Genomic DNA, 13055 nt, shown 5'->3' with positions numbered 1-13055 from the left:
GTCGGGCGGATTTTCAGGGGCGGCCATGCAAGATTTCCTCGTCTTTCTCCTCGTCGGTTTTCTGGCCCAGTCCGTCGATGGGGCCCTGGGCATGGCTTACGGCGTCATCTCCTCGACGGTCCTGCTGTCGTTCGGCGTGCCCCCAGCGACAGCCTCGGCCAGCGTCCATGCCGCAGAGGTCTTCACCACGGCGGCGTCGGCCGGATCTCACACGGTCAACAAGAATGTGAACTGGAAACTGTTCGTGCCCCTGGCCATGGGCGGGGTGGTGGGCGGTTGCCTGGGCGCCTTCGTCCTGACCAGCATCGACGGCGACCTGGTCAAGCCCTGGATCACCGCCTACCTGGCGATCATGGGGGGCGTGATCATCTGGCGCGCGACCCGTCAGACTCGCGCGCGGATCTTCCCGGTCAGGTTCGCGGGACCGCTGGGCGTCGTCGGCGGGTTCTTCGACGCCATCGGCGGCGGCGGCTGGGGGCCAACGGTCACGACGACCCTGGTGGGGTCGGGGGGCGACCCGCGCGCCGCGATCGGCACCACCAATACGGCGGAGTTCTTCGTCACCTCGGCCATTTCGGCGACCTTCCTGGCCGCCCTGCTGACCGGTCACTGGGCGGACGCCAAAGGCGTCGCCACCCACGCCGCCTCCATCCTGGGCCTCATCCTGGGCGGTCTGATCGCCGCGCCCTTCGCCGGGGTGATCGCGCGGATCGCGCCCCGTCGGATCCTGACCTATGGCGTCGGGGCCGTTGTGTTGCTGTCCGCCGGCTATCAGGCCCTGCGGCTGTTCAGGGTGATCTGAGACGAAAGACGACGGCGGGTCGGGACCCGCCGTCGCCGTGGTCGTCCTTTGATCCGATCAGCGCGCGCGGGCGCGGAAGCGGGTCAGGAATTCCTTGATGTTTTCGCGGATCGAGGCTTCGTTGGCCATCCGCAGACGTTCCACGCCCATGAAGGCCTGACCCATGGTCGCTGTGCCGGTCGCCGCCACCGTTTCGTCGAAGACGGAACGGTCGGCTCGCATCACGGTATAGCGAACCTGGCTGGTCACAGACATGTCAAAGCCGGCCATAGGCTGTTTCAGGTCGATCAAGGATGCGGAGACCGTCATGGGCTGACCTTCGGTCCCCATATAGCCGGCGGCCGTCAACGAGCCTTCCAGTGCGGTCTTGAAGTCCGCATTCGAAACCTCGGAGGTCCACATCGGATTGGTGTTCTGGCCGCCGGAAACCGTCACCGTCGTCACCGACCGATAGCCGAGATCGCCGGGCGCCGCCGTGAGGCCCGATGTCGCCGGCAAGGTCATGAGCGCGGGGTTGGACGGGCTGGCGCAGGCCGCGACGCCCATCAGGGCGCCCAGAGCGGCGGCGGCGGCGAGACGACGGATCATTATTCGCCTCCGGCTGCGGCTGCGGCGGGCGGCGTCGCGACGGGGGCCTGGGCTGCGGCCGCTTCTTCGGCCGGGGTGCGAAGGGTCACGATCAGCGGATTGGGCTTCAGATCATTCATGGCGCCGGAGGTGGCGTCGATCGCCCCGCCGATGATGCCGCCGATCAGGATGTTGCCGGCCATGGCCGTACCGCCCGCGCCGGAGACGCTGCTGGTGATGTCATGGGTCTGGGCGACGTAGCCGTCCTTGGACACGGTGATGCGGAAGGCGTCCTTGCGCGGCATGCGGAAGGTGCAGGGCGTCGCCTGGCATTCAAAGCCGTTCGATGTGCTGACCTGCGCGCCAGGCGGCGTGCTCTGGACGGAAAACTGCTGGCTCGAACCACGCGTTACGGTGGCGCAGGCAGGCAGAGACAACGCCACGCCGGCAAGCGCGAGCGCACGCACGCCGAAGCGCGCGGGATTACGGAATATCATGAAGCCCCTCAATGGATTACCGTTCACCCTCCCCAGGTGAACTTACGGCATAGGTTGCATCTGGGGTGTGGGTCGTCAATCGATACGCGTGCAATTTATCAAAACTGACACAACTCGCGGACGCGGAGCCTATTCCGCCGCCTGAAGCTCCGCCGCCCGTGCGGCGTCTAGCTCAGCGGCCTTCTGTTCGACCAGGTCGACGATGTGGTCGATCATGCCGTCATTGGCCTGTTTGTGGGCGATCTTGCCGTTCAGATAGATCATGCCGGCGCCCTTGCCGCCGCCGGTGAAGCCGATGTCGGTATAGAGGGCCTCGCCCGGGCCGTTCACGACGCAGCCGATGACCGACAGGCTCATCGGCGTCGAGATGTGGGCCAGTTTCTCTTCCAGCAGGGTCACGGTCTCGATGACGTTGAAGCCCTGACGCGCGCACGACGGACAGGCGATGATGTTGACGCCCCGATGGCGCAGGCCCAGCGACTTCAGGATGTCGAAGCCGACCTTGATCTCCTCGACCGGATCGGCGGCCAGCGACACGCGGATGGTGTCGCCGATGCCGGCCCACAGCATCGAGCCCATGCCGATGGCCGATTTGATCGTGCCGGTGCGCAACGGCCCCGCCTCGGTCACGCCCAGGTGCAGGGGGCAGTCGATGGCCTCGGCCAGCTGCTGATAGGCGGCGACGGTCAGGAAGGGGTCGGACGCCTTCACCGAGATCTTGAACTCGTGGAAGTCGTGGTCCTGCAGGATGCGGGCGTGGTTCAGGGCGCTCTCGACCATGGCGTCGGGGCAGGGCTCGCCGTACTTCTCCAGCAGCTCCTTTTCCAGCGAGCCGGCGTTGACGCCGATCCGCATCGAACAGCCGTGGTCCTTGGCGGCCTGGATCACGTCGCGGACGCGGTCGGGACTGCCGATATTGCCCGGATTGATCCGCAGGCAGGCGGCGCCCGCCTGGGCCGCCTCGATGCCGCGCTTGTAGTGGAAATGAATGTCGGCGACCAAGGGGACCTTGGCCTCGCGGGCGATGACCTTGAACGCCTCTGTCGATTCCACGTCGGGGCAGGAGACGCGGACGATGTCGGCGCCGGCCTCTTCCAACTGGCGGATCTGGTCGATCGTCGCCGCCGCGTCGGACGTCGGCGTATTGGTCATCGACTGCACGCTGATCGGGGCGTCGCCGCCCACGAGGACGGAGCCCACGCGGATCTGGCGGCTCTTGCGGCGCTCGATATGGCGCCAGGGTCGGACGTGGGTATGGTCGCTCATCACGGGCTCATATAGGCCGAAGACGGCGTCAGGGCCACGGGGACGACGATCAGTTTGTCGCCGCGACGGGGGGAGGGGCGGGTTGGGCGGCTTGTTGGGCCGCCCGCACGGCCTGAGCCTGCGCCACGCGACGGGCCTGGTCCTCCGCCACCTGGCGGGCGGCCTGTTCTGCGCGGCTGTTCAACTGGGCCAGGGGCGTCAGGACAGCCGGCAGGATGCCGCCGTGTTCGCCGTTCAGATAGACGTCAAAGGCCGCCGGATCCGATACATCGATGGTGGCGCTGACGCCCATCGGCGCGCGCCAGGCCTCGCCGGCGGCCATCTGGCGGGCGAACAGGGCCTGACCGTCCCCCAGCCGAACGACCAGGGCGCCGGCCTTCTTGGCCTGGATCACCACCTGGGAGGCGGTGGCGGGGGCGCCATAGACGGCGCCGCGTGGGTTGAAGGCCTTTTGCACGGGGGCGTTGTTGGCCGCCGCCGTCGCCGCCAGCACCGCAGGATCATTGGGATCGATCCCGGTTAGTTGGGCCTCCAGGCCGGGCGTGATGTAGAGGGCCGGCGTGGTCTGGTCCAGCGGTGCGGCGCGGGGCGCGCTGAGGTCGATCAGACCGTTCTGACCGGGCACGTCCCCCAGGGTCCAGCTCTCGGGCACGGCGGCGATGTCGGAGGCGCGCGGCGCCTTCATCAGATTGATGCGCTGGAAGACATTCCATCCGACGATGGCCAGGGCGGCCACGGCGACGACCGCGATGATGCGCGGCGAATAGCGTTTCACATCCTCAAAGGCGATGCCGATGGGCGCCTTCAACGGGGCCGAGGTGTCGGGACTGTCGCGCTTGAACCGTTCGACGGCCAATTGCTCGTCGAGGCCCAGGGCGGCCGCATAGCCACGCACATAGCCGATGGCGAAAACCCGAGAGGGCAGGGAGGACCAGTCGTTCTGCTCCAGAGCGGTCAGGAACCGCGAATGGACCTTGGTTTCGGCGGACAGATCCGCCAGGGACTTGCCGGACGACTCGCGCGCCCGGCGCAGGCCGTCGCCCAGAGTCACGGACTCTGCGATGGAGGGCGCAATGTCCTTCCAATCAGGATGAGCCTTGAACTCGTCGGGGGCTTGCCCCGCATCCAGCGCCATGACGCCTGACCCCACACTCGGAACGGCTTGAAGCCGCTCCGTACTCGAAACGGACCCGTCCGGTAGCATGTCTTCGTGACTGGACTCGCCTCCCCCCGGAGGCAGTCCTGATGCGTCCTGTGGATAAACCATAATGCCCGCCCCATCAACGGCGATTCCCAAAACGGAACGCGCGCGAAGACTCTCAGACGGCGATGTTCAACTTCCGCGCCAGGGATTCGATCTCGTTGCGCACCGAGCCGGTCGAGAGATTCAGCAGATTGTTCAGGCCCCGGCGCGCCGCCGTCAGGTCCGCGGACAGGATCATCCGCTTGACGGGGCCGACGCCGCCGGCCGGGGCTGACAGGCGGGTGAAGCCCAGGGTAATCAGGGCGAAGGCCTCCAGCGGCCGGCCCGCCAGTTCGCCGCAGATCGAGACCGGGGTGCCGGTGTCGGCGCAGGCCTTCTGGATCGTCTGCAGGGCGCGCAGGGTGGGCGGCGACAGGGGATCGTAGCGGTCCGAGACCAGGGGATTGGTCCGGTCGGCGGCGTACATGTACTGGAACAGGTCGTTGGTCCCGATCGAGACGAAGTCGGTCAGGGGCAGAAGCGCGTCGAGGTGCCACAGCAGCGACGGGCATTCGACCATGGCCCCGACGCGCAACAGGGCGGGCAGGGCGCGGCCGCGCCGTTTGGCCCAGGCGCATTCGACGTCGACCAGTTCGCGCGCGGCGCGGAACTCGTCCACCGTGGCGATCATCGGGAACATGACGCGCAGCTCTCGACCCGCCGCCGCCGTCAGCAGGGCCCGAAGTTGCATCCGTAACAAAGACGGCCGGTCCAGGCCCAGGCGGATGGCGCGGCGGCCCAGGGCGGGGTTCTCCTCCCGCTCGGCCTCCAGATAGGGCAGGACCTTGTCGCCGCCGATGTCCAGGGTGCGGAAGGTGACGGGCCGGTCGCCGGCGGCGTCCAGCACCAGCTTGTACAGGGCCGTCTGGGCGTTCAGCCGGGGCAGCTCGTCCGAGACCATGAACTGGAATTCGGTGCGGAACAGGCCGATGCCCTCCGCCCCCGTCTCGTTCAGATTCTCCAGGTCCACCGCCAGGCCGGCGTTGGTCAGCAGGGTGATGCGCTGGCCGTCCAGGGTCACGGCGGGGGTGTCGCGCAATTGGGCGAACTGGGCCTGGCGCTGGTCGCGCACGGCCATACGCGACTGGACCGCCTCAATCATATCGGGGCGGGGCCGCAGATAGGCCTCGCCGGTCTCGCCATCGGCGATGACGACGTCGCCTTCCGACAGCCGGTCGCGCAGGCCCATCAGGCGGCCGACGCACGGGATCTGCAGCGCGCGGGCGACGATGGCGGCGTGGCTGGCGGCCGAGCCTTCTTCCAGCAACAGGCCCTTCAGCTTGTCGCGCGGATATTCCAGCAGGTCCGCCGGACCCAGGTTGCGCGCCACGAGAATGGCGTCGTCCGGCAGTTCGCGCTCACCCGGCTTGTCGCCCGCCAACACCCGCAGCAGCCGGTTGGCCAGGTCCTCGAAATCGTGCAGCCGTTCGCGGATATAGGGGTCGCGCGCCTGGGCGAAGCGGGCGCGGTGCTCGTTCCGGACCCGGTCCACCGCCGCCTCGGCGGTCAGGCCGTTGCGCACGGCCTCTTCCAGCGACCGGTTCCAGCCCCGGTCGTCGGCGAACATCCGATAGGTCTCCAGCACCTCGAACGAGGGTCCGGCCAGGCCCTGGCCCTTGTCCAGCATGGCGTCCAGGCCGGTTTTCAGCGAGGCCAGGGCCAGCTTCAGCCGGGCCTCCTCCATCGCCGGGTCTTCGGACAGCAGTTTCTCGGGCGGCAGGGGCGCTTCGTGCAGGACGACCCGGCCGACCGCCAGGCCGTCGCCGAACTTCTGGCCCTTCAGCCGTTCGGGCCGGTGGGGCGCCAGTTCGACGTCGCGCAGTTCGTCCTGTTCCAGCAGTTCGCCGGAGGACACCGTCTCGGACAGGACCATGGCGATGGTCTGGATGTCCTCGACCTCCTCCTCGTCATAGCGCCGCTCGGTGCGGTTCTGGACGACCAGGACGCCGATGGCCCGGCCGCCACGCAGCAGGGGGGCGCCGAGGAAGGCGTGATAGGGGTCTTCGCCCGTTTCCGGCCGGTAGGAGAAGGACGGATGCGACGGCGCGTCCGACAGGCTGATCGGCTGGGCCATCCGGGCCACCTCGCCGACCAGACCCTCGCCGGGACGCAGGCGGGTGTTGTGGACGGCGTCGGGGTTCAGGCCCTCGGTGGCGAACAGCTCCAGCTCGCCCGAGGCGCGGCGCAGATAGATGGAGCAGACCTCGGCGACCATGGACCGGGCGATGATCCGCACCACCATGTTCAGGCGGTCCTGCGCCGGGGTCGCGCCCGCGCCGGCCCCGCCCAGAGCCTCGCGGATCTGGCGCAGGAGGATCCGAGGTCCTCTGGTCATCGCGCCGCCTGCCGGCATCATGGCTCCCGCGCTCCGGCGCCGAGGCGCCTGTTCAAATCATCCTATATCGCGTCCAGCCCGTAAGCCGAATGCAATGCGCGCACGGCCAGTTCGGCGTACGCCGCGTCGATCAGGACGCTGATCTTGATTTCTGAGGTCGAGATGGCCTGGAACTTGACGCCCTTGTCGGCCAGGGCCTTGAACATGGTCTGGGCCACACCGGCGTGGCTGCGCATGCCGACCCCGACGACGGACACCTTGGCGACATCCTCGTCGACGCGGATTTCCTCGAAGCCCAGATGATCCTGGCCGGCCGTCATCAGCTCGGCGGCGCGCACGGCGTCGCGGCGGCCGGTCGTGAAGGTCAGGTTGACCGTATTGGCGGTGCGGGCCTGGCTCTGGACGATCATGTCCACATTGACGTTGGCCTCGGCCAGGCGGGTGAAGACGTCGGCGGGGGCGTCCACGCGGTCGGACAGGCCCAGCAGGGTGATGCGGGCCTCGTCACGGCTCATGGTCACACCGGACACGATGCGCTTTTCCAAGATCTCCTCCTCGTCGCAGATCAGGGTTCCGCCCTTGTCGGGCATTTGGCCGGACGCGTCCGGTTCGATAAAGCTGGACAGGACGCGCACTGGCACCTGTTTGGCCATGGCGAGTTCGACCGAGCGGGTCTGGAGCACCTTGGCCCCCAATGAGGCCATTTCCAGCATCTCCTCATAGGAGACCTTGGCCAGGCGCCGGGCGCGGCTCTCGATGCGCGGGTCGGTCGTATAGACCCCGTCCACGTCGGTATAGATGTCGCAGGGGCAGGACAGGGCCGCCGCAACGGCCACGGCCGAGGTGTCGGAACCGCCCCGGCCCAGGGTGGTGATCTTGCCGTCGGGGGTGACGCCCTGGAAGCCGGGGACAATAGCGATCTCGCCCGCGTCGAGGGCGGCGCCCAGTTTCTCGCCGGGGATGTCGATGATGCGGGCGCGGGCGTGGGCGTCGTCGGTGATGATCGGCACCTGCCAGCCCATCCACGACCGGGCGTTCAGCCCCATGTTGCGCAGGGTCAGAGCCAGAAGCCCGGCCGTCACCTGTTCGCCCGAGGCGACCACCACGTCATATTCGTCGTCGCTGAGCGGCAGGCCCGCCGCGGCCGGGCCGGCGCCGTCGGTCCAGGCGACCAGTTCATTGGTCTTGCCGGCCATGGCGGAGACGACGACGGCGACCTTCTTGCCCGAGGCGGCCTCGGCGGCGACGATTCGCGCCGCGCGCCGAATCCGTTCGAGGTCGCCCATCGAGGTGCCGCCGAACTTCATCACCAGTCGCGTGGTGTCGGATCGTGAAGAATCGGGCCGCGTCATCGTGGCGTTTCGCCCCCTGCTTGCGTGAAAGGGCGCGAAGGTTCATCCCTCGCGTCATGACCGCTTCTAGCGACGCCGCACCGTCTCGCCTACCCCGCGAAGGGCATGGTTTTCCGCAAAATTCGTCCGAGGGCGCATTTGGCGCATCGATCGACCCGGCCGACGTCGCCCGGTTTTCGGCCCAGGCGGCCGAGTGGTGGGATGCGCACGGGCCGTTCGCGCCGTTGCACCGGTTCAATCCGGCCCGGCTGGCCCTGATCCGCGAACAGCTGTGCGCCCGGCTGGGCCGCGATCCCAAGGCGCGTCGCCCCTTCGAGGGACTGACCCTGCTGGACGTCGGCTGCGGCGGCGGGCTGATCGCCGAGCCGATGCGGCGGATGGGTTTTTCCGTCACCGCCATCGACGCCTCGTCCGAGAATATCGGCACGGCCCGCGCCCACGCCGGGATGGTCGGCCTGGACATCGCCTATCGCGCCGCCACGGTCGAACAGATCGAGGCCGAGGGGGCGGGGCCGTTCGACGTGGTCCTGACCATGGAGGTGATCGAACATGTCGCCGATCCGGAAGCCTTCGTGCGCGCCTGTTCGCGCCTGGTGCGGCCGGGCGGGGTGATGATGGTCGCCACCCTGAACCGCACGCTGAAGTCGCTGGCCCTGGGCAAGGTGGCGGCGGAATATATTCTGCGCTGGGTGCCGGCGGGCACGCACGACTGGCGACAGTTCCTGAAGCCCGACGAGATCCGGACGATGCTGGCGCAGGAGGCTGTGACGGTCGAGGGGCCGTACGGCCTGAACTACGACCCGCTGACCGACCGCTGGAGCCAGAGCGACGATGCGGGCATCAACTATATGATGGTGGCGACGCGGACGGCCTAGCGGTTCTCCCTCCCCCTGCGGGGGAGGGGCGTCGCGCAGCGACGGGGTGGGGGCGGCCAGGCACGGACGCACCGATCTGAATCAGGTCAGGTCTGTGATGTGTCGCCCTGCCGCTCCCACCCGGCTCCGGCTACGCCTCCGCCCCCCTCCCCCGCAGGGGGAGGGAGAATGTCAGAGTCACACCGCCTGGGCGCGGCTGCGGGTCCAGGCGTAGAGGCCGAAGACCGCGACGGCGAAGCCGATGATCCCCGCCAGCATGGCCGGCCAGGTCGAACCCTCGGGCAGCATGGCGAACGGCGCGTCGTCGCGCGTGGCCACGATCACCCCGGCGGTGAAGACGCCGAACAGGCTCTCGCCGACGATCAGGCCCGAGGCCAGCAGCACCCCCATGCGGCGCGCCACGTCGGCGTAACGGGTGCTGGACACGGCCTTGTCGTAGATCCAGCCGCAGACGGCGCCAATGACCAGCATGGTGGTGACGGCGGCGGGCAGATAGAAGCCGATGCCGACGGCGAGCGGCGGCAGTTTGACCCTGCCCTTGGTGGCCCTGGACACGACGGCGTCCAGCACGATGATGATCACGCCGATCACCGCGCCCAGGCCGATCAGGTCCCAGCGCAGATCGCCGCCGATGACGCCGCGCGCCAGGGCCGAGATCAGGGTGGCCTGGGGCGCCGCCAGGGTCTTGGCGCCCTCGACGATGGCGGGCGGCCCGCCCTCGAAGCCGAAGGCCTGGTTCAACAGGTTCAGGATCAGGGGAATGACGATGGCGCCGGCGCCGACGCCGACGATCAGGGCGACCTGCTGGCGCCAGGGCGTGGCCTCGACCAGTTGGCCGGTCTTCAGGTCCTGAAGATTGTCATTGGCGATGACCGCGACGGCGAAGACCACGGCGGTGACGATCAGGGCGAAGGCGATGATCGACGGATCGGCCGGCACGCCCGCGATGGCCATGACGCCCAGCATCAGCAGCGAGGCGATCACGACCGCCAGGATGCCGACGCCCGAGACCGGGCTGTTCGACGAGCCGATCAGGCCGGCCATATAGCCGCAGATGGCGGCGACGGCGAAACCGATCAGGACGACATAGACCAGGCCGCCGATGACCAGCAGCGGGGTCGATCCCGCCAGGGCGGGGGCGCTCTGGGCGAACCAGGCCAGCAGGCCGGCGATGCCGATCAGGCAGACCACCGAAATCGCGCCGACCAGCTTGATGGGCAGGTCCTGTTCGGTCCGTTCCAGCACCTCGCCGTGGGCGCGTTTGGCGTTGGCGGCCAGGGCCGAGGTCAGGCCGCCGATCAGCGGGCCGGCCAGTTTGACCAGGGTCCAGATGGCGGCGACGCCGATGACGCCGGCGCCCATGAAGCGGACTTCACGGCTCCAGACGGTCGCCGCCAGTTCCTCGGCCGGCGCGCCGGCGGGCAGGGTGGAGGCGATGGAGGGGATCCCGTGCGCCGTCAGCCAGGCCACGGTGTCGGGGCTGGTCAGGATCGGCACGGCGATGGCCCAGGCCAAAATCAGACCAAACAGCTGGGCCAGACCCACCGTCAGGCCGATCAGATGGCCGGCGCCCAGAAGCGCGAACTGCATGCCGAAACCCATGCCGGTGGCCCCGCCGCCCAGGGCGGCCGGCAGCTTGAAGAATTTCGCCGCCTCGCCGGCGAAGACGCGACCCGCGACCAGCAGGGCGTAGCCGGCCGAGACGACAGCGCCGGCGACGACGATCCACAGACCGGATTTGTTCTCGCGCACCGCGCTCTCGGTCTGTTCGGCCCCGCGCGAGCCGACCTTCAGCACCTCGGCGGCGGCGACGCCTTCGGGGTAGGGCAGGCCGCCGTTGGTCACCAGGGCGCGGCGCAGCGGGATGGAGAAGGTCACCCCCAGCACGCCGCCCAGGATACAGATGGCCACCGACTGCCAGAAGGGAAACTCCAGCCACCAGCCGATCATCACCAGGCCGGGCAGGACGAAGATGATCGAACTCATGGCCCCGCCGACCGAGGCCACGGTCTGGACGGTCATGTTCTCCCAGATGGTCGAGGTGCGGAAGGCGCGCAGCACCGCCATCGATATGACCGCCGCCGGAATGGCAGAGGCGAAGGTCAGGCCGACCAGCAGGCCCAGATAGGTGTTGGCGGCGGTGAAGATCACCGCCAGCAGGCAGCCCAGCACAAGGGCGCGAAGGGTCAGTTCAAGCCGGCCCTTTTGGGCAGGGCTTTGGGGCGCAGCGGCGGCGTCAGTCATCGAGATCGGTTCCCACGTTCGACGCGGACGTAAGCCCATAACGCCGCCTGCGGCAACCGGTCACGCCCAGACAACGCTCAGGCGGGGAGGGGCTGAAGCCCTCGGAACCGCCGCCGCGCCCGACGAACCAGGCCGGGCGAGGCCACCGTCACCCGATAGACCCCCGTCATGACCAGGGCGGTCAGGGCCCAGGACAGCAGGATGTCCGACAGGAAATGCCCCCCGAAGGCCAGCCGGTTCATCGACAGGGCGAAGGCGTAGACGACGGCGAGGGGCAGGACGACCGGCCGCCATTTCGCCGGCGTCACTACCAGCAGGACCCCGACCATCCAGGCCGCGCTGGAGCCCTCGCCCGAGACGAAGGAGCAGTTGGACTGGCAGGCGTCGCTGACCATCCAGACGGGGGTAAAGGCCGCGTCGCCGCCGAACTGGTCGATCTGAACCGGACGGGCGCGGCCCCACAGCCCCTTCAGCACCAGATTGACCACCAGGCCCGGCCCGACCGCGAGGGCGGCCAGGACGAAGACCGCGCGGCGCGCGGCGGCGCCGAGGGGCCGGCGACGCAGGGCGCGCCACGCCAGTCGGCCGATCACGCCCAGAAGCATAAGGGCCAGAACGAGGGAGGAGCTTTTGCGCAACGCCTTCAGCAGGGGATTGTCGGCCAGGAAGAAGCCGGCTTCGGGCCGGTAGAACAGACGGCTGACCGCAATATCGACGCCGGGAAAGGCCAGGAAATAGACGCTGACCGCCAAAACGGCCGCCGCCGCCAGGATCGCGGCGTCGTCGCGCGTCAGACCGACCGAACGAATCAGGTTCGAGACGCGGACGCCGGGCCGGCGGATGATGATCGATTGAGACACGTTCCCCCCGGAGTGCGCCTAAAACGGATGACAGACCAGGGTGTCGGCTGAACGTCGGTTCGAACAAGGTTTTCTGAAGATCGCAGCGGGGGCGGACGATCCGCTTGGCCCGCGATCACCGAGGGGCTAGGACCGACCCATGCCAGAACTCCCCGAGGTCGAAACCGTCCGACGCGGCCTGACGCCCGTACTGGCGGGCGCGCGCCTGTCCCGGGTCAGGATCAACCGGCCCGATCTGCGTTTTCCCTTTCCCGACCGGTTCGTCGAGCGGCTGGAGGGGGCGACGGTCCAACGGATCGACCGACGGGCCAAATATCTGTTGATGCCTTTGTCTAGCGGCGAGACCTGGATCACCCATCTGGGCATGACCGGCCGGTTCACCCTGGACGGAACCCAACTGGGCGAGTTCGAGGAGGCTGCGCCCACCGCCGGCAAGCACGAGCATTTCAGCGGCTGCGCCGTCCGTGACGGCGCCTCGACCCGGATCGGCTACGCCGACGCCCGCCGGTTCGGCTTCATGGGTCTGATCCCGACCGACCAGGTCGAGGTCCACCCGTGGTTCGCCGGCCTGGGGCCCGAACCCCTGGGCAATGGTTTTTCCGGCGCGCACCTGGTCGAGGCCTTCGTCGGCAAGACACAGAACATCAAGGTCTCGCTGCTGGACCAGCGGATCGTCGCCGGACTGGGCAACATCTATGTCTGCGAGGCGCTTTATCGCGCCCGCATCTCGCCCCTGGTCGCGGCCGGATCGGTCTCGAAGGCGCGGCTGGAGCGGCTGGCCGCCGTCGTCCGCGACGTGCTGAACGACGCCATCGCCGCCGGTGGATCGACCCTGAAGGATTTCGCCAACGCCGAGGGCGGCCAGGGCTATTTCCAGCACCGGTTCGACGTCTACGGCCGCGAGGGCGAAGCCTGTCGGGGCGAGAGCTGCACGGGAACGGTCGCGCGCATCGTCCAGGGCGGACGTTCGACCTTCTACTGCCCGTCCTGCCAGAAGACGTAATCCCGAGGAGG

At 68.6% G+C, this 13055-nt stretch carries 11 protein-coding genes; 3 read left to right on the top strand and 8 right to left on the bottom strand.

Annotation, left to right across the window (positions count from 1 at the left end; translation table 11 throughout):
• The first annotated feature begins 25 nt into the window (after positions 1 to 25).
• Positions 26 to 802: a sulfite exporter TauE/SafE family protein gene (locus AC1RSI_RS12575; RefSeq protein ID WP_154726056.1), complete on the top strand. Its 777-nt coding sequence runs from the start codon at positions 26 to 28 to the stop codon at positions 800 to 802.
• Positions 803 to 859: 57 nt separating this feature from the next.
• On the opposite strand, the gene AC1RSI_RS12570 is transcribed toward AC1RSI_RS12575, so the two are convergent.
• From AC1RSI_RS12570 to AC1RSI_RS12545, 6 genes are all read right to left on the bottom strand, one after another.
• Positions 860 to 1390 (bottom strand): hypothetical protein, encoded by a 531-nt coding sequence (locus tag AC1RSI_RS12570; RefSeq protein ID WP_008263699.1) that lies wholly within the window; start codon positions 1388 to 1390, stop codon positions 860 to 862.
• Positions 1390 to 1866, bottom strand: a complete 477-nt coding sequence (locus tag AC1RSI_RS12565) for a PEGA domain-containing protein (RefSeq protein WP_196066362.1) — start codon at positions 1864 to 1866, stop codon at positions 1390 to 1392. Before AC1RSI_RS12565 ends, AC1RSI_RS12570 begins: the two co-directional genes overlap by 1 nt.
• 129 nt (positions 1867 to 1995) lie before the next feature.
• On the bottom strand, positions 1996 to 3135 hold the full coding sequence (gene ispG, locus AC1RSI_RS12560) for a flavodoxin-dependent (E)-4-hydroxy-3-methylbut-2-enyl-diphosphate synthase (protein WP_154726057.1): 1140 nt from the start codon (positions 3133 to 3135) through the stop codon (positions 1996 to 1998).
• Between the two features lie 46 nt (positions 3136 to 3181).
• Entirely contained in the window at positions 3182 to 4267 is a 1086-nt protein-coding gene (locus AC1RSI_RS12555; RefSeq protein ID WP_008259738.1) for a helix-turn-helix domain-containing protein, read from the bottom strand.
• 184 nt (positions 4268 to 4451) lie between these two features.
• On the bottom strand, positions 4452 to 6710 hold the full coding sequence (gene ptsP / locus AC1RSI_RS12550) for a phosphoenolpyruvate--protein phosphotransferase (protein WP_369732953.1): 2259 nt from the start codon (positions 6708 to 6710) through the stop codon (positions 4452 to 4454).
• A gap of 62 nt (positions 6711 to 6772) precedes the next feature.
• Positions 6773 to 8062 (bottom strand): aspartate kinase, encoded by a 1290-nt coding sequence (locus AC1RSI_RS12545; protein WP_154726059.1) that lies wholly within the window; start codon positions 8060 to 8062, stop codon positions 6773 to 6775.
• 56 nt (positions 8063 to 8118) lie between these two features.
• On the opposite strand from AC1RSI_RS12545, the gene ubiG reads away from it, so the two are divergent.
• On the top strand, positions 8119 to 8937 hold the full coding sequence (gene ubiG, locus AC1RSI_RS12540) for a bifunctional 2-polyprenyl-6-hydroxyphenol methylase/3-demethylubiquinol 3-O-methyltransferase UbiG (protein WP_008262621.1): 819 nt from the start codon (positions 8119 to 8121) through the stop codon (positions 8935 to 8937).
• 177 nt (positions 8938 to 9114) lie between these two features.
• Here ubiG and AC1RSI_RS12535 read toward each other — a convergent pair whose 3' ends face one another.
• Positions 9115 to 11181: an OPT family oligopeptide transporter gene (locus tag AC1RSI_RS12535; protein ID WP_154726060.1), complete on the bottom strand. Its 2067-nt coding sequence runs from the start codon at positions 11179 to 11181 to the stop codon at positions 9115 to 9117.
• 77 nt (positions 11182 to 11258) lie between these two features.
• Positions 11259 to 12041 carry a phosphatase PAP2 family protein gene (locus tag AC1RSI_RS12530; protein WP_154726061.1) on the bottom strand — a complete coding sequence of 261 codons (783 nt, stop codon included), beginning with the start codon at positions 12039 to 12041 and terminating at the stop codon, positions 11259 to 11261.
• Between the two features lie 139 nt (positions 12042 to 12180).
• On the opposite strand from AC1RSI_RS12530, the gene mutM reads away from it, so the two are divergent.
• Entirely contained in the window at positions 12181 to 13044 is an 864-nt protein-coding gene (gene mutM / locus AC1RSI_RS12525) for a bifunctional DNA-formamidopyrimidine glycosylase/DNA-(apurinic or apyrimidinic site) lyase (RefSeq protein ID WP_154726062.1), read from the top strand.
• Positions 13045 to 13055 lie beyond the last annotated feature (11 nt).

This window comes from Brevundimonas sp. GW821-FHT10E09 (genome assembly GCF_058809375.1).
This window is presented reverse-complemented; position numbering and strand designations above follow the sequence as displayed.